Source organism: Brevibacillus fulvus (assembly GCF_016908525.1).
GTDB lineage: Bacteria > Bacillota > Bacilli > Brevibacillales > Brevibacillaceae > Brevibacillus_G > Brevibacillus_G fulvus.
This window is the reverse complement of sequence record NZ_JAFBEB010000011.1, coordinates 34,183-57,633: the sequence shown is the minus strand read 5'-3', so window position 1 is coordinate 57,633 and position 23,451 is coordinate 34,183. Positions and strand designations below refer to the sequence as shown.

The following is a 23,451-nucleotide window of genomic DNA, read 5'->3' as shown; positions in this document are numbered from 1 at the left end:
TCCTTATTCCTGCAAATTGGTTTAGCTGATCGCTTCCAGCCACAAGTACAGCCCCAATAACGTAATCATCAGCGTCGGAATGGTCAATACAATCCCGCTGCGAAAATATTGGCCCCAGGTGATTTTTACATCTTTCCGGGATAAAACGTGCAGCCAGAGCAACGTCGCTAGCGATCCAATCGGCGTAATTTTCGGCCCCAAGTCGCTGCCGATCACATTGGCATAGACCAACGCTTCTTTTAGCACACCTGAAGTCTCCGTCCCCTGAATCGCCAAGGCATTAATCATCACGGTCGGCAGATTGTTCATTACCGAAGACAGGATCGCCGAAAGAAAGCCCATCCCCATTGTCGCTGCCAGCAAACCATGGTTGGCAAACGCCTCGATCCATTGTCCCAGCATGTCCGTCAGGCCGACATTGCGCAACCCGTAGACGACCACATACATGCCGATCGAAAAGACGACAATCGACCAGGGTGCCTCCTTGACCACCCGTCTCGTATCAATCGCTTTGAAAGCGCGGGCGGCCAACAGAAAACACAGCGCGGCCACACCGGCCGTCGCCGAAATCGGAATCCCGGCCAGTTCATTCATCAAATAGCCGGCGAGCAAAATGGCGAGGATCAGCCAAGACAACCGAAACAGCCGCATATCTTTGATCGCTTGCCGGGGCTCTTTTAACGGAGCCATGTCGTATTGGCGGGGGATCGCCTTCCGGTAGAAAACATAAAGCACCAACATACTGGCCGCCAACGAGAACAGATTGGGCACAATCATCCGGGAGGCGTATTCGATAAACCCGATTTGAAAATAGTCTGCCGACACGATGTTCACCAGATTGCTGACGATCAGCGGCAACGAGGTCGTATCAGCGACAAACCCGCTGGCCATGATAAACGGCAACACCATCCTGTCCGGCAAGCGCAGCGCCCGGACTTGGGCAAGTACAATCGGCGTCAGGATCAATGCCGCGCCATCGTTGGCAAAAAAGGCCGATACCGCCGCCCCCAGCAGCACTACATACAGAAACAGCAGCCGCCCGTTCCCTTTGGCCATCCGTGCGATATGCAAGGCAGACCATTCAAAAAAACCGATCTGATCAAGGATCAGGGAAATAAGGATGATCCCGACAAAAGCCAAAGTGGCGTTCCAGACAATCCCTGTCACCGCAGCGACATCCGCAAAGCTGACCACGCCGGACAGCAAGGCGAGAATCGCTCCGCCCGCCGCCGACCACCCAATGCCAAGCCCCTTCGGTTGCCAGATGACAAAGGTTAGCGTAACAGCAAAAATGACAATAGCAGTCCACAGTACCAGCATGATTTTTCTCCACTCTTTTTCTCATCTCGTTGCAGTTGACCGAATCATCCTGCACATCTATTTATCGGAGTTAACTTTTACTTTGTCAAGCAAAACAGCGTTTAACCCGTTCAAAAATGCCAGGGCGCTCGCTTTCATAATATCGGTATCCATGGCGCGGCCAAAATACGGCTTTCCCTGATACTCCATTTGAATATTTACCCGGCCGATCGCTTCTTTTCCTCTGGAAATACTGTTAATTTTGTAACTGTTCAGCGTCACGTCAAGCTGGGTCAAAGTTTTCAGGACTGTATACAAAGCGTCAATCGGACCGATACCCACTGCACTGCCTTCCAGCAATTTGTTGCCTCGTTTCAATACAATCGCTGCCGTTGGCTTTTGCTCATTGGTTACAACTTCATAAGAAATCAACTCGAACAACGAATGGTCGGTTTGAGCTTGCGAACGGTGACCCGTCACCAGATAGAACAAATCGTGATCGTACACTTCTTTCTTGGCATCAGCCAAAGCAAGGAACTTCTCAAACAAATGCTCAAATTCGTTGGCATCGTCGGTAGCAAACCCCAGTTTCTCCACGGCATTTTTGAAAGCATGCCGTCCGGAGCGGGCGGTCAGGATCAATTCCATCTTTTCGACGCCAACTTCTTCAGGCGACATGATTTCATATACTTGTTTGTCCTTGAGCAATCCGTCCTGATGAATACCGGAGGAATGGGCAAACGCATTCTCTCCGGTAATGGCCTTGTTTACTTGAACATCCAGCCCCGTCAAATAGGTAAGCAATCTGGAGGTTTTCAACAATTCCTGCGTGTGGATGTTCGTGCGGCATTGGTAATAATTCTCTCGCACCTTCAGACTCATGACCACTTCTTCCAAAGAGGTATTGCCGGCGCGTTCTCCCAATCCATTAATCGTGCACTCAATCTTTTCCGCCCCATTTTTTATGGCGCTGAGCGTATTGGCCGTGGCCAACCCCAAATCATTATGGCAATGGACACTCAAAATTACGTTATCATTTAAATTTTTTAACCGGTCATTGATTCTGCGAATCAGATCGCCGAACTCTTCCGGTACGGCATAACCAACCGTATCGGGTACGTTGATCATCGTCGCTCCCGCTTTTACGACAGCCTCAATGGTTTTCCACAAATACTCAAAGTCCGATCTCGATGCGTCTTCCGTAGAGTACTGCACATTCGGGAGCAGCGTTTTGGCGTATTTTACCGCCTCAACGCCCATCTGCAGCACAGCGTCCTGCGAACGGTTAAATTTTTTCTCCACATGGATATCCGAGGTTCCCAACACGATGTGGATGAACGGGTCCTCCGCGTCTCGAATGCTTTCAAAGACGGCGTCAATATCGCTTTTGACCGCCCGTGCAAGCGCGGTGACAGATACGCTGTCCCCTACTTTGCGGGCAATCTCCTGAACAGCCTGAAAATCTCCGTGCGACGAGGCGGGAAAACCCGCTTCGATGATATCAACGTTCAACCGTTTCAGTTGTTGGGCAAATTCAACTTTTTGACTCACATTCATTTTTGCTCCTGGTACTTGTTCTCCGTCGCGCAACGTCGTATCAAGCACGATAATGCTTCGATTCATCTTTCCTTCCCCCTCATCCTGATTCATCATCATCATTCATCTATCTCAAGCGGTGCTGATAAAACCCGGACTTTTATCAACAAAAAACCTCGTCTCTGCAATAGAGACGAGGTTGATCCCGCGGTACCACTCTAATTCATTTCCATCGGAAATAAGCTCCTTCGATGGCTGTCACCATCTATCCCTGTAACGGTGGAATTCCGGCTTACCCTACATTGTCAGGCAGCTGTTCATAGACGAGTTCGGAGTAATCGACACTGCCGTTTCCCACCAACCAACGGCTCTCTGAAAGGTCCCTTTACTCCTACTATTTCTAATCAACACATTTACGCGATCGTTTTTTACATTATAAGGAATCCCCTCCACAGTGTCAACGCTCAAACGAGCCGCTCTCTCTGCTCTTCCCGCTTTGGTTTGGCCCGGGCGAAAATGGCGTGTTTCATGTTTGTCAATAAATCCGCTATGTTGTTACTTTGGAAACGACTATAATATGGGGAATGAAGGAGGTGTCCGCCATGCAAGAAAATATCAGGCAGGCGCTGGCCGTCGTTTTGGAGGATTGGAATCGTATGGCAACAGCGGACCACGAAGACGCTGACTGGACAGCGGAGCGGTTTGAAGCGTCATTTTATAAAATGATCGACGCCGTGCGCGACTGGACGGACAATCTCGAGCCAAGGCCGCAAACGTTGGCTGAGTTTTGGCAGCTGCCGGAAATCGAGGAGATTGTCGAACGGCTGCCGGCACCGTTGCAGCTGAATTTTGAAACAGAAGCGGAGTTGATCGTGGAGAAGATCATCCGCATTGATGATGAGAAATATGATTAAAAAGCTGCTGAGGGCCCTCAGCAGCTCAGTTGCAGAAATCGCTCATTCCGGAATATACGGCAGTTCCAGTTCGGTCGGAATGTTGATCACATGCGTTTCCGTGTAGGAGCGGATGCCTTCCAGGCCATATTCCCGCCCTACGCCGGACTGCTTCACGCCGCCGAACGGGAACCGCACATCAAGCCCCTGGACGGCGGCTGTATTGATCATCGTCGTTCCCGCTTCGATCCGTCGCGCAACGCGGATCGCATCCTCTTCCTTGCCCCAAACCGAACTGGTCAACCCGTATATGCTTTCATTATGCAGTGCAATTACCTGCTCTTCATCGTCAAAAGGAAGAATCGGCAACGTCGGGCCAAACTGTTCTTCCACGACGATCGGATCGTGGTAGTCGCAGCCCAGCACAATGGTCGGCTGCATAAAGTAACCGCGCTCGAACAGCTCTGGGTCAACCACTTTCCCCAGCTTGATCACCTCGGCTCCCCGTTGCTGGGCATCGTCGATCAGACTTTGCACATACTTCACTTGGCCAAGATTGTTCACCGGCCCAATCGTAACTTGCGGATGGAATGGATCGCCGACACGAATCCACTTATCCGCCGCTTCCCGATATTTCTTGACAAATTCATCGTAGAGCGAGCGATGTACATAGACGCGTTTGGCGATCATGCAAATTTGGCCGGCGGTGAGAAAATTGGAGATGACCAAGCGGCGCATCGCCCGCTCATCGTTTACGTCAAAGCCCGGTAAAATGATCGCGGCATCATTCCCGCCCAACTCCAGGGTCATTTTCTTAATCGTTTCCGAAGCCGCCTTGATAATATGTTTGGCCGTCTTGGTGCCGCCGGTAAAAGCGATTTTGGCAACTTTCGGATGGGAGGTCAGCTCCACGCCGACATCAGCCTCTCCATGAACGAGATTAAGCACACCCGGCGGAAATTCGGCGGAAATGATTTCTGCCACTTTGCTGACGGCTAACGGCGCAAACGGGCTTGGTTTCAAAACCATCGTATTCCCCGTCAAAATCGCCGGGGCAATTTTGATCGTTGACAATGAGATCGGGTAATTCCACGGGGTGATGGCCGAGACGACACCGATCGGATCATGACTGATTATCGTCTTGCCTTTTTCGTGCTGCCTCACTTCTTCCTGTACGACCTCTTTTACATGATCGCAGGCAAATTCCATCCACATCAGCGAAATGGCAAATTCCCCCTCGGCATCATACAGCGGTTTGCCATGTTCGCGCGACAGCAGCCGCGCCAAATCGGGGATCGCAGCTCTCAGCTTTTCGATCGCCCGGCGCATACGCTCGATCCGTTCCTCAACGGCACTCGTTTTCCAACTGCCAAAAGCCTGATAGGCCGCTTCAATCGCCTGCACGGTATCTTCTCTTGAATTAACCGGTGCATATCCCACAATTTCCTCCGGATTGGCCGGATTTTCCCGCGGCTGCTTTTTATCTGTTGAAATCGGCTGTCCATTAATAATCGCATGCACGGTAATCGGCTCTGTTGCCATCGTATCCCTTCCTCCAAACAGTAATGTTTCAATCACTAGCATTTGGAAATGGAGGAAAAACTATGCGGGGTGTAGTATTAAAAAGGACAAAGTTTTCCTGGGGGAGTGACAATATGGAAATTACGATTGGCAAGCAACCGGAATTTCACCTCGTCGGCTTATTTTATGCTGGGCCTTTTTCCGCTTTGAGCCAGGGTGTTCCGAATATGGTGAAAACTTTGCAATCGCGCCTCGCGCAAATTCCGCACAAACGCGATCCGCTGACCCGCTACGAAGTTTCCTTCGAAGACCCGAACGGCATCTATACCATCTTAGCCTGTACCGAGGTGGAACAGTTTCAGATCCCTCCCGGCATGATCGGCTATACCGTACCTGCTCTCACTTATGCCCATGCCGTTCACCATGGTCCGCTCGTCGAAGTGCCCAATACCTACATCAGCGTCTTTCGCTGGCTTGCCGAACACGGTTACACGCGGCGAACCGACTTGCACAGCATCGAACGCTATCACGCTGATACGGAAAATAATCGGGTTGAAATCTTGATTCCTCTTGAAGCGTAAGCGGGAACCAAAAAGAAGCGGATTACGAGACTTTCAGGAGTCCTAATCTGCTTTTTTCTTAAACGGAGGGCGACAGACTAATTCTACCTGATCTTTGTGATCGCGTCAGTGATTCACAACAGATGCACAGCCGGCGCCTATTGGCTGCCGGCAGCTCGGCAGGATATTTTTTTTCAGACCCATGCTGTACGTGGAGAGCCTCTATCTTAATATTTGGTATAATAAAAAAAATGCCATACTTCAGGAAACGCTTGGAAAGCACGAAGATCAAACGTTTATCGCAGATATAGAAGACGGGGGAGTCAGCGTTATGGTCAAAAAACGGTCGCGCGTCACACTTCAGCAAGTCGCTGAACATGCAGGAGTCTCGCGGGCAACTGCTTCCAAAGTCGTCCGAGGCTCATCAAATGTGTCGGACGCCGCACGCGAAAAAGTATTCAACTCGATGAAAGAGTTAGGCTATATCTACGATAGGGTAGCCGCCAATCTGCGCTCTAACCGCTCCAATACGATCGGTCTGATTATTACCGATATCAGAAATCCTTACTTTTCGGACTTGCTGATCGGCATCCATGAGTCTCTCGATAAAGAAGGGTACACCGTCATTTTAGGAACGACTTTTGATTCCGTCGAAAAACAGGACTTGCTCCTGTCGACGATGCTGGAACATCGCGTTGGAGGAATTCTGTTGAGCCCCGTCCCGGGAAGTTCTCCTGAGACGGTCGAACGTTTAAGCCAGTTTGATATTCCCATCGTGCTGGCCGCCAGACGGATTACGACTGATCATCAATTTGACTACGTTGGAATCGACAATGTAGAGGGTGCGAAATTGGCCGTTCAGCATCTGGTGGCAAAAGGCCATCAACGCATCGCCTTTATAGGCGGACCAAGCAACTCATCCGCTTGGCAAGAAAGAACAGAGGGCTATTGCCTAGCCCTGCTTGAAGCGGGAATTCCGGTCGATGAAGCCTTGATTAAGGAAGGTCCGACGACGAGACAAGGCGGTTATGAAACGATCAGAAAAGTATTGGAGCAACCTGACCCGCCAACGGCCATTTTTTGCTATAACGACATTATCGCATTGGGGGCACTGACTTATCTTGATGAGATCGGGATAAAACCGGGGCAGCACATTTCGATTGTGGGCTTTGATGATATTCAAGAGGCTTCGATGACTCCACCCGGCTTATCCACCATTGCTGCCCATCCGCAGCAAATCGGGGCCTATGCAGCGAATCTGCTTCATCAGCGGATCAGCGGATTGGCCGGTCCCCCTCAACAGATTATTTTAAGTCCGGACCTCATTGTTCGCGGAACCACATAAAGGTTTGAGAAGAATGAAAAAAAGACCACCGCTGGTCTTTTTTTTAAATTGTTCATTTGTGTATGGTAAAGTGAGCCAGTTCTTCCTTCAATTCCTGCGCCATTCGGCTTAAGTGCTCACTTGATCGGGAAATTCCTTCCATCGAAGCAAGCTGCCCTTGAATTGAACCGGCAATCGATTCCGTATTGCTTACGGCATGATCGGAAACCGACACCATCTCATCGAGCGAAGACGTCACTTCCTCTACCCCCGCCGTTACTTCTTCTGTGGCAGCGGAAATTTCCGCGATTTGGGCGGCAACCTCCTGTACGGATTCATAGATAGCGGCAAACACCTGTTCCAGACTTCCCATAATCGTCGTACCTTCCGCCACAACCGTTACCCCTTCGTTCATGGCACTCATCGCACGAGCGGTTGTCTGTTGAACATCGAAAATAAGTTGCGCGATATGGTCCGAAGATGCTTGCGATTGCTCCGCCAGTTTTTTCACTTCCTCGGCAACGACCGAGAATCCTTTGCCATGTTCTCCCGCCCGTGCAGCCTCAATGGAGGCATTCAGCGAAAGCATTTGCGTCTGGCGGGCGATCTCGCTTATCACGTTTACAATCTCCCCGATCTTGACGGAAAGCTGACCCAGTGCAGCAATTTCGTCGGAAGAATGGGTAACCGCCCGCTCAATCGTTCCCATGTGAGCGATTGCCTTGCCAACAGCGTCATTTCCTTTCGTCACGGCATCCGTGGTCCCTTTTGTTGTATCGGAAACCTTGGAAGTCGATTCAGCGATTCTCAACATGCTCGTGGACATTTCTTCCATGGCCAAAGACGTTTGTTGGGTTGCTTTCGCTTGTGTTGCCGACCCGTTTACCACTTGTTCGGCTGCCTGCCCGATTTGTCGGGCTGTCTCCGCCGTTTCCGCGGAAATTGCGGTCAGCTGTTCAGAGGAAGCGGCAACTTGGGCAGAGGCTTGATTCGCCTGACCAAGGATGCCGGTCATCGACTCCAGCATGACATTCATGTTTTTTGCGATCAACTCTACTTCATCTTTCGTGTTCATCGCGACGCGAACGGTCAAATCGCCCGTAGCCACTCGTTCCAACGCTCTGGCCAAGGTCGCAAGCGGTTGGGAAATTTTACGTCCGATCAGCCAGGACAACAAGGCAGCCAAAATACAGACGATCAGTAACATCATCATCGATATGCGCTGATACGTATCGACCGTTGCGTACACTTCCTCGGCGTCAATCGTCACCAACACCTTCCAGCCAGTCGCAGGAACGGTGCTGTACGCCGTCACTTTGTCCTTCCCGTCCGTACTGATGTACTGCACGGTACCGCTTTCGTTTTGGTAAACCGTCTCTTTAAAGTAGGCAACTTGTTCAGGGGTAAATACCTCCTCCAACGTTTTGCCCGGCCGGTCCTCAAACTTGGCATGAGCGAGAAAAACTCCGTCGTTCGTCCACAAATAGCCAAATCCTGTTTCGCCGAGTTTGATCTGTTTCGTTAACGTTGCCAGGATGGTCGGATTCACCACCGCATTGACCGTTCCGAGAAATTTGTCCCCGTCGAGTATGGGAACAGCAATGACGATAATCAGTTTTCCTGTTTTTTGGTTGACCAGCAAGCCGCTGATCGTCGGTTTTTTGCTTTCTTTCGCTTTTTTGTAGTAGTCCCGTTCCGCTACATTGGACTTCTGTCCCATCCAGTTCGCGCTATTCGCGTCTTTGTCGACATAGGCGTAATATTCAATCTCTGGATCGGCTTCCCCGACCGTCTTCAGTATCGACAGAATCTTTGAAGCGTCCCCGTTTTTAAATTCCGGGTGAGCCTTGATCAATTCCTGAACAACCACGATTTTATGCTGAATCCAGTAATCGATATTCGCGGCGTTTGCGCTGGCTATATCAATGGTTTTCCGGTTGGTGTCCTCGGTTGTAGTTGCTTTGGAGTATTGCGACAAAACCAATGTCGTTACCAGCAATGGAATCAAGGAGAACAACAGGAAAGCAATACTCGATTTTGCTTTGATAGAGTGAATCCAATTCATGCTGCTGCGTCCCCTTTTGCTTGACTTGTAGCGATGCTTACAACAACTGGTTCCCTTTATGTTGGCTTTTTAAACCATTATTTGTGGTGAAACTGGGATCATTCGCATGTGCTCGATTGCCGTTTTCGCAGCCTGGCAGGAGTCCGCTCCCTGGTCGATCGCGAACGTAATAGAATCCTGATATTCGATGGCTTTCAGATGGCATTCTTCAAAGATTCCGAAAGCAATACTCGTGCAAATCCAGTCCCAGCCGCGCTCCTTCATCAAGCAGTTCACGCACTACTTCGTCACTGATCGGGATGCCTGTTTGCAAGCGGATGGCCGCGGTTCGCTCCTCAGGCTCTCCAGGGATGAGAATCTCCTCGAACCCTTGGGCAAGCGGCGAAGATTTCGCCTTTGCCACAAAAGTGTCCATCCTTGTCCCAAATTCTTCTCTCGTCATGAATAAATCCGGGCGGATGGCCAGAAATAAATGGCCGACGTTTTGCGGTTCGGAATGATCATAGTAGAGGCTTTTTACAGCACCGCCGTAGTTGGCGCCGGTAAGTACCCCTGCGAGCAAATCCATCAGCATGGCGAGCGCGGCCCCTTTTGCCCCGCCGAATGGCAAGCATACCCCTTCAAACGCTTTTTGGGCGTTGGTCGTCGGCGCCCCATCGGAATCCAGCGCCAAGCCTTGCGGAATCGGTTCCCCATGCAACGCCGCCATTCTGATCTTTCCGCGGGCGATCACGGTCATTGCCATATCCAAAACATAAGGAACTTCTTTTCCTCCTGGAACTCCAGCGGCGAATGGACTGGCGCCGAGAAAAGCGGTTCGGCCTCCCCAAACCGGCAATGCGGGCGAGGAATTGGTATAAGCGAGAGCGATATAACCTTTTTCAATGGCCTGTTTCACATACAGCGCGGCCATCCCGTAATGCGTGCTGCGCCTGACTCCTACCAGTCCGATTCCACTCTCCGCAGCCAGAGCGATGGCTTCATCCATGGCTCGATGAGCTACAAGAAAACCCATCCCGTCGTCGCCATCGACCAGAGACACCGCCGCTGAAACTTGATGAACGCTGATGTTTGGCTGCGGATTGACCACCCCTCTCCGAATCCGCTCCAAATACATGGGGATTCGGGAAACGCCGTGTGAGTCCAACCCGCGCAAATTGGCTTCAACCAGATCGCAGGCAATCACCGCCGCGTCTTCAGGCCGCAATCCTCCGCCTTCAAACAGCTTGGCCGCGATCCGCCTCAATTCTTCCGCTTTGATCAACCGCTCTGACATCAAATGGCCTCCTTCATTCCTCATTTAAAAAGCTAACGTCATCTTAGCACGAGGAAACGGAGTAAAAAAAATGAAAAGAGCGCATCGCAGCCGATAACGATTTTGAATTGTCAGCCGCTTGTTCATAGACCGTGCAGCGAAGAGCTCTTTTTCCACATTCAGAGCCGTTCTGCAATCGCTTTCGTAAACTCCGTTGTCGTCGCCGTACCGCCGAGATCGCGAGTGCAAATGCCGGCTTCGATCGTCCTCATGATCGCGGTTTCGACTGTGCGAGCAAGTTGTTGCAAACTTTCATCCTGATGTCGGCTGGCCAGCCAATCGAGCAACATGACAGCGGAAAGCATCTCGCCGACCGGATTGGCCATGTTTTTACCAGCAATATCCGGTGCTGAGCCATGCGCGGCCTGAGCCATCGCCTGATTGTCGTTCGTGTTGATGGAAGGAGCCAATCCGAGACTGCCGACCAATTCCCCGGCCAAATCGGACAAAATGTCGCCAAACATATTGGTAGTTACGATGACATCAAAATCTTTCGCCCGGCGAACCAGATGCGCAGTCATCGCATCGATATGGTAATCCTCCACCTCAACTGCGGGATACTGCTTCCCAACTTCCCGGCAAGTTTCCAGAAACAAGCCATATCCAAGCTTGATCACGTTGGCCTTATGGACAATCGCCACTTTTTTCCGCCGCTGCAGCGCCATGCGAAAAGCGGCGTGAGCGATTCGTTCCGCGGCTTTTTTCGTGAATACGCCAACGACAAGCGCTGTCTCCGGGTTGACCATAAATTCGCCGCTGCCCGCATACATATTGCGGTCGGGATAAAATCCTTCCGTATTTTCACGAAAGATGACCAAGTCAGCTTGCCCAACCATACTTTTAATCCCGGCAATCGTCTTGCTTGGCCGAATGTTGGCATACAGGTCAAAATGATGGCGAAGCTCTCCGCTTGGATTGCGTTTTGCTTTATGTTCCAGCGGATAGGCTGCCGAATCATGCGGTCCCATGATCCAGCCGTGACACGTCTCCAGCGCCTCTTTGGTCAGAGCGGGTACAGGATCGCCATATTCGTTGATTCCGCTCCAGCCCATTGGCAATTCAACAAATTCGAAGGAAATTCCCTCTGCTCGCTCTACCGCGGCTTGCAGTACATCTACCGTCGACTGCACGATTTCGGGGCCAATTCCATCCCCGTATAATACACCCAATTTGTAAGTCGTCATATCCGAGACCAACCCTTTCCGTTATGTAAATTTGTTGAGGTTTTGTTAAAAATGTAGTCGAGAGTTGACCAAAAATACAATATCGATTTTGCATCAGGTTCCATAGCTTTTGGTTATGCTTCGGAGCAATCTTTATGGGATGGGCAACAAAAAACCCCGGCGGATGTCCATCCTGTCGGACATGCCAGGGTCTTTACAGTGAGTGTCGTACAATAGATTCAAGAGAACAGAAACACAACTTCTTCCTTTGGAGCATCATAGTCGATGGTTAAATCTTTGCCGTCCACATACCAGCTATCGTCCTGTTCCATGTAAAAGGTAATTCCTTCGATCGTGGTAGTATAAGCCGGGCTGTTCGGTTCATCCTTGGCAATCCCTAAGGAAAAGGAGTCCTGTACTGTGCTGCTGCCGCCATATCTGACAAAAATGCGGACAAAATCGCCGCTTTTAAAACCCCAGTCACGCATCAACCATTCCAATGCCGCCTGTTTTACCTCAATTTTCATCGGGCTGCTTCATTCCTTTGCGCTGGTTTCGCTTCCATTGTATTTAAAGTATATCCAAAACCGGCTATTAACTCAACTTTTTTGTTTAGAAAGTTTGCGGAAAAACGCGCGGCAACGTTCCATCTTTCAGGCAAAATATTGCACAAATGCGCTGACCGGCTTGCGATAGCCGCGGGAACCAAATGCTCCGGCACAGTCAGCACTCAGTCGCTTCAAATAAAAATGCATCCGCCATGCAACAGCGAATGCCAACCAATTTCGGAAACCCAATCTACTTATTCGCTTTTCTCTCCATAACCGGCCTTACTTTTTGGCGTTTTTCGCACCTTGGTACGCCTGCACAAACCGGGAAGCTTCCTGTTCGATTTCTTGTGCCGTTTCGTATTGATAAAGCGCGCTGCCCACGCCGACGCACAGCGCACCGTTGCGGACGTAATCAGCAAGATTGTTCAGATTGATCCCGCCCGTCGGCATCAGCGGAATGTGTCCCAACGGGCCTTTGACGTGCTTCAGATAGTCCGCTCCGAGCGTATCGGCCGGGAATACTTTGACGATGTCTGCTCCCGCTTCGTATGCCGTCAAAATTTCCGATGGCGTCATCGCCCCTGCGCCGATCAGCACGCCGTAGCGATTGGCCAACGCGATGACATCGGTTTTCACTACCGGCGTGACGATAAAGTCCGCCCCGGTTTCCAGCGCCCGCTTCGCCGTTTCGGTATCCAGCACGGTCCCGGCCCCCAGCAACAGGCCCGCACCAAACTGTTTTTTCAGGACGTCCAGGCAGGCGTAACCATCCGCGTGTTCCACGGTAATCTCGATTGCCGTTACCCCTGCTCGCTGCAAAGCGGCGACGATTTCCACCACCTTTTCCGGTTTCATCCGGCGCATGACCGCAACAATGCCGGATTGCTGCAAACGTTGATAGCTTTCCAGTCGACTCGCCATCACAATCTTCCTCCTATTCCTCCAGTGTAATCATCGATTTGATCACACCGCGATTCGGTTTCAACAGATCGACATGCTCCTTGGCAAACCGCTCAAACGGGATCATTTCCGAAATATAGGCAGCAGAGTCAATTTTGCCTTCATTCAGGCAGCTGATTACATATTGGAAATCTTCCTGCGTCGCGTTGCGGCTGCCCATCAACGTCAGTTCCTTGGCGTGAAAATCCGGATCGGAGAACGTGATTTGATCTTTGACTAACCCTACATAGACGAGTGTTCCCCCATGAGCGACATAGTCAAAAGCGCCCGTCATCGAGTGCTTGTTCCCGGTCGCATCGAAAACGACGCTTGGCAACTCTTGCCCATTTCGTTCCAAAATGCGCTCTTTTGGCCGATCGGACGCCAGCACAATCTCGTCGCACCCTGTCCACTTCTGACAAAAGGCCAGTCGTTGCTCATCCATGTCCATGGCGATAACCTTTGCCCCTTGCAGCTTGGCAAAGCGGGCCACGCCCAGCCCGATCGGCCCTGCCCCGATCATCAGGATGGTCTCGCCCGCTTGGATGCCGGCCCGTCTGACAGCGTGCGCCCCGATGCTGAGCGGCTCGACAATCGCGGCCTCTTCCCAGGACAGCTGCGGTACGGGCAATACGTGCGAAGCGGGAACTACGATCGACTCGCGCATGCCGCCATCGATATGCACGCCAAGCACACGCATCCGGGTACAGCAATTCGTTTTTCCGCTGCGGCATGGCAGGCAAATGCCACAGTGCATATAGGGAATGACCGCTACTCTATCTCCTGCCTTGACATTGGTGACTTCTGCTCCGATTTGAACCACTTCCCCGGACAGCTCATGGCCAAGCACTCGCGGGTAGGCAAAAAACGGCTGATTGCCGCCAAACGCGTGAATGTCAGTACCGCAAATACCAATTCGCTTGATGTTGAGCAATACTTCATGCGCTGCCGGTGCAGCCGGCGCCTCCGTATCGATTAACGCCATTTTCCCCGGTTCCGAACAAACGATTGTTTTCATTTTTATACCCCTTTCGCTGCAAAATCTCCCGCTTCTCGCAATGCCTGCCGGATGCCCTTGCTGGCAATGGCCGCCACATAACGGGTAACGTTGTCGGTCAAGCCTGCGATTGCGTTCAAATCCTCGCCCCAAATGCCGCTCATTCCGAGAAATTGTTCGACCATTGCGGATAAAGCAACCCGTTGTTCATCCACCTGTTTCCATAGCTCACCAAGCTGGGTAACGAACGCCGCTTGATCGCGAATCACATATTCGTCCCCAATTGCCCTGACACCCCAGAATTGCTCGCCCTCGCTTCGCTTGAGCCGGTAAAAAACCAACAGGGCCGCCAATCCGAAGACCAACGCCTGCGGCAATGCCCCCTGCACTGCCTGATAGGCATGTATGCTGGGCAACACCCGGGTCGTGAACTTGGACAATCCATTCAGACTGATATCGAGCAGGTGATGCCGCAAATACGGATTGGCGAAGCGTGCGAGCACATCCTCGATGTAAGCATCAGCACGCTCATACATTTCTGCCGGCAACGCCTGTTTGATTTCATGCTGCATCGCATGCAGCAGGTAAGCTCGTAACTGTCTGTCCTCGACCGCCTCCCGCACCGTATTGATGCCCGCCAAAAAAGCAACGGCCGCCAGCAGTGTATGAGGCGCGTTCAACAGCTTTACTTTGAGTTCACGGTACTGCTCAATCCGGTCAAAAAAGACATGCAGCCCTGCCTGGCGAAACGGCAATTCTTGTTCCACCTCTACCGGTCCTTCGATGACGAACAAATGGTATGGCTCACAGACAGTCAACAGCTCGTCATGGTAGCCAAGTCGAGACTCCCACTCCTTTTCCTCTCCTTGAGGATATCCGGTGACGATGCGGTCGACCAGCGTATTGCAGAACACGCATGCCTCGTCGAGCCACCGGGCAAAAGCGGCGGAAAATCCCCAATGCGTTGCAACCCGCTTGCACAAATCTTTCAGCACCGCGCCGTTGTGTTCAACCAACTCGCATGGCAGGATGATCCAGCCCGCTTCTTTCGCTCCGTGAAACTTTACATAACGGTGATACAAGAGCGCGACCAGCTTGCCGGGAAAAGACAGCGGCGCTTGCGCCGGGTCGTAGGCTTCCTCATTCCATTGCAGTCCCGCTTCCGTTGTATTGGAAAAGAGGAAGCGGATTTCCGGCGACTCCGCCGTTCGCAGCGCGTCCGCCCAGTTCTCATATGGGTTGATTCCTCTGCTGATGACATCGATCCGTTCAACCCGCTCCATCGCTTCTCCGTTTGCAATGCCCCGCTGGACCAACGTATACAGACCATCCTGCCGATTCAGCTTCGGCACCACTTTTCCTCGCGGGGTGGGCTGGATGGCTACGACTTTGCCCTGAAAACAGCCGTTTTCGTTCATTCGGTACAGCATCCAGTCCACAAAGCCCCGCATAAAATTGCCTTCGCCGATCTGCAAGACACGCTCCGGGTGCAAAGCTGACTTGCGGCTGGCGTCAATTTCCAACAGCTTGCTTCGGTTGAGGGAAGGAGCCCGCTCGTTTTCCATCTTTTTGCCCCCCCCCTTACAGCGTCACGCCGTTTTTGAAAATCGCGATTTCTTTATAGCCGTACAGCTCGTTTTTGGCCTGAATACGACCGGAAGCCAGCTCGATCACGTAGCGGAAAAAGTCGGCTGCGGTACCTTCCATCGTGGCCCCCTGCACCAGTTGTCCGGCATTGTAATCGATCCAGTTTTTCTTGCGCTCATACAAAGCGGTATTCGTTGAGATTTTCACCGTCGGCACCGGTCCGCCAAACGGCGTGCCGCGTCCCGTTGTAAACAGAACAATCTGACATCCCGCAGCCGCCAACGCCGTCACCGAGACGAGATCGTTGCCCGGCCCTTGCAGCAGGCTAAGCCCGCTCTGGCGTATCCGCTCGCCATATTGCAAAACGTCATCCACCCGTCCGAACCCGCCTTTTTGCACGCATCCGAGCGATTTTTCCTCCAAGGTTGTAATGCCGCCTTTTTTATTGCCGGGTGACGGATTTTCATAGATCGGTTGATCATTTTTGGCAAAGTAGTGCTTAAAATCGTTGATCAGCTCGACAATTTGACCGTAGACTTGCTCGTTTTTCGCCCGCTCCATCAGGATCGTTTCCGCTCCGAACATTTCCGGCACTTCTGTCAATACGGTCGCCCCGCCCAACGAGATGAGCCGATCGGAAAATGCTCCCACCAACGGATTGGCGGTGATGCCGGACAAACCGTCCGAGCCGCCGCACTTCAACCCGATTTTCAGCTTGGAGACGGGCACTTCCTGCCTTTTAAATCGGGAAGCGTAGGCAACAAGTTCCTCGATTTGCTCCATCCCTTGCTCGATTTCATCCTCCACCTGCTGAACGGCGAGGAATTTGACCCGGTCAGCATGGTACGGTCCGATTGCTTCCTTGAACAGATCAATGTAATTGTTCTCGCAGCCCAAGCCGAGAACGAGCACACCACCGGCATTTGGATGGTTGACCAGGCCAGCGAGAATTTTTTGCGTATATTCCAAGTCATCGCCCAACTGTGAACAGCCGTACGGATGAGGAAAATGGTAGACCCCGTCGATATTTTCCCGTTTAAACGTCCGATCTGCCATTTTGGCCAGCTGTTCTGCCACTTTGTTAATGCAGCCGACCGTATTGATAATCCATATTTCATTGCGAACCCCGACGTCTCCGTTCTCGCGCACATAACCGAGAAACGTTTGCTCTTCCGCAACTGCATGCGGAAAAACAGTCGTCGCAACCGGTTTGTAAGAATAGGTGAGTTCTCCTTCGAGCTTGGTCTTGACATTGTGGCTGTGCACCCATTCTCCGCTGTCGATGTCTCGCGTCGCACTGCCGATCGGAAAGCCGTATTTGACAATATCCGTCCCGGCGGCAATCGGCTGATTGGCAATTTTGTGACCGCTTGGCACATCTTCTCTGGCAACCAGCGATACGCCGTTCAATTCGATCGTTTCGCCCTTCCTGACATCCCGCAAACAAATCCACACATTGTCTGCCTTATGAATCTGGATAAAACCGTGATCGGTCTCTGTCACTTGCTCCACCTCATTTATCCCGAAGTTTGTCAAAACATCATGTTTGGCAACCAGAGTGTAATCCCTGGAATAAAGGCGATCAACAACGCCGCAATGATTAACAGTACCAGGAACGGAAGGCTGTCTTTGACGAAATCTTCAATCCTTGTATTGGTAATTGCGCAGGTTGCGATCATGATCGTCCCGACAGGCGGGGTCAACGTTCCGATACTCAGGCAAATAATGAAGAAAATACCGAATTGAACCGGATCGATGTGATAAGCCTGCAGCATCGGCATAAACAGCGGCGTCAAAATGATCAGCGCGACGTTGCCTTCCACAAACATTCCGATAAACAGAAGAAAAACAAGCACGATCACGAAAAACATACTTGGGCTCGATACATAATCCAGCATAAAGCCGGTCAACGTTTGCGGTACCTGTTCAATCGTCAAAATCCAGCCGAAAGCGGAACCGGCAGCGATAATGAGCAAAATGGAAGCAGACGTTTTCACAGTCTCGATAACCGATGCGAGCATATGCTTGAACTTCATCTCGCGGTAAATGAACAATCCGAGAACCAGCGCGAAGACAACCGCGATGGCTCCTGCTTCGGTCGCGCTGAAAATACCAAAGCGAATGCCGCCAATGATGATAATCGGCAGGATAAAAGCAAGCAGCGCATCTTTAAAGGAAAGGAAAAATTCTTTCGGAGTGGCCCAGCCGCGATTGTCCATCTCATACTTATGTTTTTTCGCAATAAAATGCACATAAATCATGTAGATGACACAGAGTAAAATTCCCGGCAACAACCCGGCCATGAACAATTTTCCGATAGACACGTTGCCGACAAAGCCATACATAATCATGGCGATCCCCGGCGGAATGATCGGCGTGATCAAGGAAGTCGCTCCCGTCAGCACCGTGGAGAACGATTTCGGATAGCCTTTTTTGACCATCTCCGGCACGAGAATTTTGGAGAGCATCGCCGCATCAGCCACGTTGGAACCGGAGATCCCGCCCATCATCGTACTGATCAGGACGTTCACCTGGGCGAGGCGTCCCGGCAAAGGCTTGGTGATCACTTGCGCAAAGTTGAGCATGCGCTGTGTAATCCCGGTGTAGTTCATCAAAATACCGGCAGCGATAAAGAAGACGATGGCGAGCAAGGGCACGGATTCGATTCCCCCGACCATCCGCTGGATCAGGATAGCGTCGGGAACACTGTCGTTAAACAAGATGTAGAAGGCCGAACTGCCCGCCAGCGCAAAGGAAATCGGAATATCGATAAACAGCAGAAACAACAGGATGATCAAGGTTAGCGTGAGCAACATATTAGAGGTTTTCCCCCTTTTTCAGCTTTGCAGCAAACAGTGAAATGGTGTAATGAATTGTTGCAAGAATTCCGCCGAGCGGCACGGCTACGTCAATGTATTGATAGCTGATTCCCAGTACAGGAGTGATTTTGCTGCCGGCCTGCTCGGTCAACTGGTAGCCAAACACGACAAAAATACCGAGCAGAACTGCATACAAGATCACCACTTTCAACCCGCGCATAAACCGTGCAGCTGGCTTGGGCAGCTTCCTGACGAAGTAATCAACGCCAATGTGTCCATTATCTTTGATGGAAGAGCTCATCCCGATAAAAACCATCCAGATGAACAAGCCCAGCGTCACTTCTTCGGCCCAGCCAATCGGATGATTGAATATAAAGCGGGCTACTACGTTGATAAACGTAAGCAAAATAACACCGGCGCAGGCGATGCCTGCAACGGCATCATCCAGTGAATACAACCATCTCTTCAGCATCTCATTCCCTCCTGTGAAAGGGGAGCTTTCTGATCGCTCCCCCTTTTACATGCTACTTACGATTTTTCAACAGATCTTGAACAGTTTCATACAGATTTGGAGACCATTGCGGGAATGCTGTATATACACTTTTGGTTTTCTCCTTGAACTGATTCAAATCCACTTCCGTTACTTTCACGCCTTGTTGCTTAAACTCTTCCAGCACTTTCTCCGACTGTTCGTTTGTGATCGCCTTGGCAAATTCCCCTGCCTCGTCCCCGGTTTCGACCAAGATTTGCTGCAAATCTTGCGGAATCGTGTCAAAGAACGCCGTACCCGCTACCCATGGGCTGATAATTTTCGTATGTTCGGTCAGAGCCAAAAATTTGGCCACTTCGTTTGTTTTCGTACCTTGCAAAACAGGCAACGGGTTTTCCGCGCCATCAATCAGACCTTGCTGCAGCGAAGTGTATACGTCGGCAAGCGGCATCGGTGTAGGCGTTGCTCCCAAAGCTTCAAAAGTTTTGATATAAGTGTTGCTGTTTGGCACGCGGATTTTCATGCCTTTCATATCATCCGGGCTTTTCACTTCTTTCGTTGTCATCAAATGGCGATTGCCGTAAAGAGTGTTCGTCGTGACAACGACAAGGCCTTTTTGTTTCAACTGGTCGGTCAGCCCTTTAAACCAGTCCGTAGTTGTCAAATAAAACAGGTCATCCGTACTGTCCGTCAAATAAGGAGCCGTCATGATACCCATATCTGGTACATAGTCCATCAGGAAATCGTAGCCGGTCAAAATAATCGTGTTGTTTCCCATCTTTGCCTGCTCGATTACATCTTTCTCAGAACCGAGCTGCGAGCTTGGGAAGAGCTTCAGTTCCAGGCGGCCGTTGCTTTTTTGCTCGGCCAGTTCCTTCCATTTGTTGGCCAGTTGGTCAATCGGTTCGCCTGGCTGGTTGCCATAGGCAATATTGACAGATATTTTCTGACCGCCTTCCGCAGAACCATTGGCTGCTCCTGAAGAAGCCGAGTTATTGCCGCCGGACGAACATGCTGCCAGCGATAAAGCCGTTACGACCGAAAAAATCAACTTTGTCCACTTGAACCCTTTTTTCATCATTGATTCCCCTTCTCTCTTTTGGTTTTTGTAAGCGCTTGCTATATTGGCAATCGGCGTACCATTCGCAACTTTCTGAACGAATGCTGCGCATGTCCGCCTGTTAACGCTCAATCCGTTGTTTCTGACCAAGATATACCTCAATTTCATCCAAATACGGCAAGCCTTCGTTGTCGCCGCGAACACCTACGACGATGGAGCCAATCAAATTGGCCAGATGCAGACTTTTCTGGAGATCCCAGCCTTGCAACAAGCTATATAAATAGCCGACGGCAAATCCGTCGCCTGCCCCGACCGAATCGACGACCACCGATGCCGGTATTGCCGGATGATCGAGCACTTCGCCGTCCCGATTCCCAACCGCTCCGCGCTCGCCCCTTTTGATCACGACGTGGCGAATGCCAAGTTGGGCAAACCTTGCAAATATTTCAGCCGGTTCGGTTGTTCCGACGAGCAGATCAGCCTCCTCCTCACCCGCAAGCACCACATCGATATAGGGCATCAGTGCAAGCAGCGTTTCCCGTGCTTCCTCCGCGCTCCACAATTTCAAGCGGATATTCGGGTCAAATGTGACGAGCTTTCCTTTCTGCTTGGCCAGTTGGACCAGGCGAAGCAGCACTTCGCGGTTTGTCTTGGCCACCGCAGGGAACACTCCGGAGATATGAACGATTTTCGCTTGCTCTACATACGCCTCGTCAATCTGCTCGGGACGCATCGTTGATGTGGGTGAATTGCTTCGGTAGTAGTAGGAACCTGCCCGTCCATCGTCAAAAATTTCTTTGAAATAGAGGGAGGTCGGGTAACCGTCGACCAGTTGGACATGCGTTGTGTCGATTCCCTCTCCGCGTACGCATTGGAGAATGTAGTGGCCAAATTCATCATTGCCCAATCGGCTGATCCATCCGGCCTTCAGCCCCAGACGGGCGCATCCGATGGCCACGTTCAGTTCCGCTCCGCCTACTTTTTTCTCAAATGAGTGAACAAATCTGAGTCTCCCTGAACTGGTGGGAGTCATTGCAACCAATGCATCCCCGATGGTGATCACATCTAACAAGTCAATCTCCCCTTAGAATGTCTTCCTCTTTGCTCCTTTTGAGTCAGGTCGATTCGCGAATGATCAGCTTGGGTGCAAATCGCTGGATCTCTTTTCTTTCCCGATCGGAACCTTTGATCTGCGCCAGCAGGCTTTCGGCAGCTTGCTTGCCCATTTCAAATGCCGGCTGGACGATCGTTGTCAACGGCGGGTGGTAAATGCCGGAAAACGATACTTCGTCAATCCCGATGACGGCCACCTGCCGCGGGATGGATAAATTGTGTTTTTTCGCGAACTTCAAAATTTCCATCAGCGTTAAATCATTGCCGGCGATTAAAGCATCCGGCGGCTCCGGCAAACGGAACATCTCGGCCAACACTTGATCCATTTGGCGAACGTCGACACCCTTGTAATGCTCTTCCCGAATCGGCAGCCCGTGCTTTTCCAATGCTTTCTTATAGCCGTTGATCCGTTCGATCCGCGGCGTGATGTTGGAATGGAGCGAGGTGGTGAGCATTCCGATTTTTCTGTATCCGCTTTCAACAAGATGATCGACAGCCAACTCCGACGCTTTTTCGTTGTCCAGCAATATGCTTTCAACCGGCAAGTCCTTGACGAAACGGTCTACGAACAGGAGTGGATATTGTTCCTTGACCATTGTCTGGTACAGATCGATATTTCCCCCTGTCGGAAAAACGATCAGGCCGTCAATTTGCTTGGCGCGCAGCATTTCGATGTATTCTTTTTCCTGCTGCGGATTATCGTCGGCATTGCAGACAATCGCGTGAAAACGGGCTTCCCTGCATACATCCTCAATCGAGCGAATCACTTGCGTCGAGAACGTATGCAAGATGTTTGCGACAATCACTCCGATCGTAGATGTTTGCTTTTGCTTCAAACTTTTGGCAACATAATTTGGCTTGTATCCCAGTTGCCGGATTGCTTCCTCTATGCGGCGCTTGGTCTCTTCACTCATGTAGTCATAACGGTTATTGATGTATTGCGAGACCGTGCTTTTGGATACATTCGCCAGAGCAGCAACATCTGCCATCGTGACGGGTTTCATAAAACACCTCTACTGATTACTAAACCGGTTTAGTAAATCGGTTTAGCAACATAATAATACAAGCTCCGTAAAAAAGACAAGCAATTTTTTAAATATTATCTCAAAAATTGTCCAAAATTGCGGTATCGGCTCGAAAATGAAACCAGCCTTAAGCCCAGTCAACAGCGAGCCAAGGCTGGCAGTCAAATCGCTTATCCCACGCCTCGCTTGCGGCAAAACAACTGCCGGTTGCTGACCGGGCGTTCGCCTCCGCAGATTGCGGCAAGCGGCCTGTACGAATTTTTCCATCATATTTCCTTATTTCTTTCATCGTATTTTCACCAGCGTCAATTATGATGAACCCAGTAGCAACACGAAATGACAGCCTGCCAGGAGGGATTCGCTGTGAAAAAAAATTATATAAAGATCGTGCTTGATTTGCTGATGGCTCTCGCTTTTGCCTTGTTAATGAATCCAAGAGTGTTGAACGGCCTGCCCTTTCACGAAATTGCCGGATTGCTGTTTGGTGTCGCGATCCTTACCCATATCGGACTGAACTTTCAGTGGGTAAAACAGACCACCTTGAAAATATTCGACGCCAAATTGCCCAAGAAAATGCGCTTCAGTTACTTGTTGAACATCCTTTTGCTCATTTCCATGTCAACGATTATTATTACCGGCATCTTGATTTCCAAGGTCGTTTTCCCCAATCTTGCCGTTGAAGGAAGCCGGGCGATTCGCGGGTTGCACAGTCTTTCTGCAAATGTCACCCTTGTCCTGGTCGGACTGCATATCGGTGTCCATTGGCAATGGGTGATGGGGATTTGCAAAAAAGCGTTTGTGTCGAAGCAAGGAGCGTTGCGGAAAGGTGTTATCGCTGCCGTTCTGCTCGCTTTGGCCGTATTGGCCGGAGGAATGCAGTGGTATTCCTCTGCGGTGGCTACAAACACGAGTCAAACTGCCCAACATGCGAAACAGCTTAACAATACGGACCGTGCAGCTAACAGCACTATGCTGCCCGAAAAACCGCAAGCTGGCCCATTCGCGGAAAGGCATGGCGGACAAGGCGAATTCGGACATCGCGGCAGCGCCAATTCGTTGCTGGTGATTCTCAACTATTTTCTGATTTTTGCAGTGCTGATCGTTCCTGCTTACTATCTGGAGAAACGGCTTTTTCGCAAAAAGCAGCAGCAAAAATCGGCCCATCTTGAAATCACGGATGGGACACAGTAAAAG

General features: G+C 50.9%; 21 protein-coding genes and 1 other annotated feature. Of the genes, 4 read left to right on the top strand and 17 right to left on the bottom strand.

From position 1 onward, the window contains the following. Positions 1-21: 21 nt before the first annotated feature. Entirely contained in the window at positions 22-1,320 is a 1,299-nt protein-coding gene (locus JOD01_RS14710; RefSeq protein WP_204519070.1) for an arsenic transporter, read from the bottom strand. Positions 1,321-1,377: 57 nt separating this feature from the next. Continuing rightward, the gene (locus JOD01_RS14705; RefSeq protein ID WP_204519069.1) at positions 1,378-2,922 is read right to left on the bottom strand and encodes a 2-isopropylmalate synthase; all 1,545 of its coding nucleotides are present in this window, start codon (positions 2,920-2,922) and stop codon (positions 1,378-1,380) included. Positions 2,923-3,021: 99 nt separating this feature from the next. Beyond that, positions 3,022-3,252 (bottom strand) — a binding site (T-box leader). A 185-nt stretch (positions 3,253-3,437) separates the two neighbouring features. Here JOD01_RS14705 and JOD01_RS14700 point away from each other — a divergent pair. Next, entirely contained in the window at positions 3,438-3,749 is a 312-nt protein-coding gene (locus JOD01_RS14700; RefSeq protein WP_204519068.1) for a hypothetical protein, read from the top strand. 42 nt (positions 3,750-3,791) lie between these two features. On the opposite strand, the gene JOD01_RS14695 is transcribed toward JOD01_RS14700, so the two are convergent. Beyond that, on the bottom strand, positions 3,792-5,270 hold the full coding sequence (locus JOD01_RS14695) for an aldehyde dehydrogenase family protein (RefSeq protein ID WP_204519067.1): 1,479 nt from the start codon (positions 5,268-5,270) through the stop codon (positions 3,792-3,794). A gap of 113 nt (positions 5,271-5,383) precedes the next feature. Between JOD01_RS14695 and JOD01_RS14690 the strand changes: the two genes are divergently transcribed. Together JOD01_RS14690 and JOD01_RS14685 are read left to right on the top strand one after the other, a co-directional pair. Then, the gene (locus tag JOD01_RS14690) at positions 5,384-5,830 is read left to right on the top strand and encodes a GyrI-like domain-containing protein (protein WP_204519066.1); all 447 of its coding nucleotides are present in this window, start codon (positions 5,384-5,386) and stop codon (positions 5,828-5,830) included. A 310-nt stretch (positions 5,831-6,140) separates the two neighbouring features. After that, the gene (locus tag JOD01_RS14685; RefSeq protein ID WP_204519065.1) at positions 6,141-7,154 is read left to right on the top strand and encodes a LacI family DNA-binding transcriptional regulator; all 1,014 of its coding nucleotides are present in this window, start codon (positions 6,141-6,143) and stop codon (positions 7,152-7,154) included. A gap of 52 nt (positions 7,155-7,206) precedes the next feature. On the opposite strand, the gene JOD01_RS14680 is transcribed toward JOD01_RS14685, so the two are convergent. The 14 genes from JOD01_RS14680 to JOD01_RS14615 form a co-directional block, all read right to left on the bottom strand. Next, a complete protein-coding gene (locus JOD01_RS14680; RefSeq protein ID WP_204519064.1) occupies positions 7,207-9,198 on the bottom strand; it encodes a methyl-accepting chemotaxis protein in 1,992 nt (663 codons plus the stop codon). A gap of 208 nt (positions 9,199-9,406) precedes the next feature. Further along, the gene (locus JOD01_RS14675) at positions 9,407-10,474 is read right to left on the bottom strand and encodes an Ldh family oxidoreductase (RefSeq protein ID WP_204519063.1); all 1,068 of its coding nucleotides are present in this window, start codon (positions 10,472-10,474) and stop codon (positions 9,407-9,409) included. 158 nt (positions 10,475-10,632) lie between these two features. Continuing rightward, entirely contained in the window at positions 10,633-11,697 is a 1,065-nt protein-coding gene (locus JOD01_RS14670) for an isocitrate/isopropylmalate dehydrogenase family protein (RefSeq protein WP_204519062.1), read from the bottom strand. Between the two features lie 218 nt (positions 11,698-11,915). Then, positions 11,916-12,203 carry a HesB/YadR/YfhF family protein gene (locus JOD01_RS14665; protein ID WP_204519061.1) on the bottom strand — a complete coding sequence of 96 codons (288 nt, stop codon included), beginning with the start codon at positions 12,201-12,203 and terminating at the stop codon, positions 11,916-11,918. 303 nt (positions 12,204-12,506) lie between these two features. After that, complete coding sequence (locus tag JOD01_RS14660; RefSeq protein WP_204519060.1) at positions 12,507-13,148, bottom strand: bifunctional 4-hydroxy-2-oxoglutarate aldolase/2-dehydro-3-deoxy-phosphogluconate aldolase; 642 nt, start codon at positions 13,146-13,148, stop codon at positions 12,507-12,509. 13 nt (positions 13,149-13,161) lie between these two features. After that, a complete protein-coding gene (locus JOD01_RS14655; RefSeq protein ID WP_204519059.1) occupies positions 13,162-14,184 on the bottom strand; it encodes a zinc-binding alcohol dehydrogenase family protein in 1,023 nt (340 codons plus the stop codon). Positions 14,185-14,186: 2 nt separating this feature from the next. Further along, the gene (locus tag JOD01_RS14650; protein ID WP_204519058.1) at positions 14,187-15,728 is read right to left on the bottom strand and encodes a tagaturonate reductase; all 1,542 of its coding nucleotides are present in this window, start codon (positions 15,726-15,728) and stop codon (positions 14,187-14,189) included. Positions 15,729-15,744: 16 nt separating this feature from the next. Further along, complete coding sequence (locus JOD01_RS14645) at positions 15,745-17,253, bottom strand: UxaA family hydrolase (RefSeq protein ID WP_204519057.1); 1,509 nt, start codon at positions 17,251-17,253, stop codon at positions 15,745-15,747. A 29-nt stretch (positions 17,254-17,282) separates the two neighbouring features. Beyond that, positions 17,283-18,566 carry a TRAP transporter large permease gene (locus JOD01_RS14640; RefSeq protein ID WP_204519056.1) on the bottom strand — a complete coding sequence of 428 codons (1,284 nt, stop codon included), beginning with the start codon at positions 18,564-18,566 and terminating at the stop codon, positions 17,283-17,285. A 1-nt stretch (position 18,567) separates the two neighbouring features. Then, complete coding sequence (locus JOD01_RS14635) at positions 18,568-19,041, bottom strand: TRAP transporter small permease (RefSeq protein ID WP_204519055.1); 474 nt, start codon at positions 19,039-19,041, stop codon at positions 18,568-18,570. Positions 19,042-19,093: 52 nt separating this feature from the next. Continuing rightward, entirely contained in the window at positions 19,094-20,137 is a 1,044-nt protein-coding gene (locus tag JOD01_RS14630) for a C4-dicarboxylate TRAP transporter substrate-binding protein (RefSeq protein WP_204519054.1), read from the bottom strand. Positions 20,138-20,240: 103 nt separating this feature from the next. Then, positions 20,241-21,182 (bottom strand): sugar kinase, encoded by a 942-nt coding sequence (locus JOD01_RS14625; RefSeq protein ID WP_338028569.1) that lies wholly within the window; start codon positions 21,180-21,182, stop codon positions 20,241-20,243. 52 nt (positions 21,183-21,234) lie between these two features. Next, positions 21,235-22,236, bottom strand: a complete 1,002-nt coding sequence (locus tag JOD01_RS14620; protein ID WP_204519052.1) for a LacI family DNA-binding transcriptional regulator — start codon at positions 22,234-22,236, stop codon at positions 21,235-21,237. A gap of 148 nt (positions 22,237-22,384) precedes the next feature. Then, the gene (locus JOD01_RS14615) at positions 22,385-22,546 is read right to left on the bottom strand and encodes a hypothetical protein (protein ID WP_204519051.1); all 162 of its coding nucleotides are present in this window, start codon (positions 22,544-22,546) and stop codon (positions 22,385-22,387) included. Between the two features lie 74 nt (positions 22,547-22,620). Between JOD01_RS14615 and JOD01_RS14610 the strand changes: the two genes are divergently transcribed. Then, complete coding sequence (locus tag JOD01_RS14610; protein ID WP_204519050.1) at positions 22,621-23,448, top strand: DUF4405 domain-containing protein; 828 nt, start codon at positions 22,621-22,623, stop codon at positions 23,446-23,448. Positions 23,449-23,451 lie beyond the last annotated feature (3 nt).

Excerpts from the sequence above, each read along its gene's own strand:
- JOD01_RS14710 (WP_204519070.1), bottom strand. The coding sequence starts at position 1,320 with ATGCTGGTACTGTGGACTGCTATTGTCATTTTTGCTGTTACGCTAACC.
- JOD01_RS14705 (WP_204519069.1), bottom strand. The coding sequence starts at position 2,922 with ATGAATCGAAGCATTATCGTGCTTGATACGACGTTGCGCGACGGAGAA.
- JOD01_RS14700 (WP_204519068.1), top strand. The coding sequence starts at position 3,438 with ATGCAAGAAAATATCAGGCAGGCGCTGGCCGTCGTTTTGGAGGATTGG.
- JOD01_RS14695 (WP_204519067.1), bottom strand. The coding sequence starts at position 5,270 with ATGGCAACAGAGCCGATTACCGTGCATGCGATTATTAATGGACAGCCG.
- JOD01_RS14690 (WP_204519066.1), top strand. The coding sequence starts at position 5,384 with ATGGAAATTACGATTGGCAAGCAACCGGAATTTCACCTCGTCGGCTTA.
- JOD01_RS14685 (WP_204519065.1), top strand. The coding sequence starts at position 6,141 with ATGGTCAAAAAACGGTCGCGCGTCACACTTCAGCAAGTCGCTGAACAT.
- JOD01_RS14680 (WP_204519064.1), bottom strand. The coding sequence starts at position 9,198 with ATGAATTGGATTCACTCTATCAAAGCAAAATCGAGTATTGCTTTCCTG.
- JOD01_RS14675 (WP_204519063.1), bottom strand. The coding sequence starts at position 10,474 with ATGTCAGAGCGGTTGATCAAAGCGGAAGAATTGAGGCGGATCGCGGCC.
- JOD01_RS14670 (WP_204519062.1), bottom strand. The coding sequence starts at position 11,697 with ATGACGACTTACAAATTGGGTGTATTATACGGGGATGGAATTGGCCCC.
- JOD01_RS14665 (WP_204519061.1), bottom strand. The coding sequence starts at position 12,203 with ATGAAAATTGAGGTAAAACAGGCGGCATTGGAATGGTTGATGCGTGAC.
- JOD01_RS14660 (WP_204519060.1), bottom strand. The coding sequence starts at position 13,148 with ATGGCGAGTCGACTGGAAAGCTATCAACGTTTGCAGCAATCCGGCATT.
- JOD01_RS14655 (WP_204519059.1), bottom strand. The coding sequence starts at position 14,184 with ATGAAAACAATCGTTTGTTCGGAACCGGGGAAAATGGCGTTAATCGAT.
- JOD01_RS14650 (WP_204519058.1), bottom strand. The coding sequence starts at position 15,728 with ATGGAAAACGAGCGGGCTCCTTCCCTCAACCGAAGCAAGCTGTTGGAA.
- JOD01_RS14640 (WP_204519056.1), bottom strand. The coding sequence starts at position 18,566 with ATGTTGCTCACGCTAACCTTGATCATCCTGTTGTTTCTGCTGTTTATC.
- JOD01_RS14635 (WP_204519055.1), bottom strand. The coding sequence starts at position 19,041 with ATGCTGAAGAGATGGTTGTATTCACTGGATGATGCCGTTGCAGGCATC.
- JOD01_RS14630 (WP_204519054.1), bottom strand. The coding sequence starts at position 20,137 with ATGAAAAAAGGGTTCAAGTGGACAAAGTTGATTTTTTCGGTCGTAACG.
- JOD01_RS14620 (WP_204519052.1), bottom strand. The coding sequence starts at position 22,236 with ATGAAACCCGTCACGATGGCAGATGTTGCTGCTCTGGCGAATGTATCC.
- JOD01_RS14615 (WP_204519051.1), bottom strand. The coding sequence starts at position 22,546 with ATGAAAGAAATAAGGAAATATGATGGAAAAATTCGTACAGGCCGCTTG.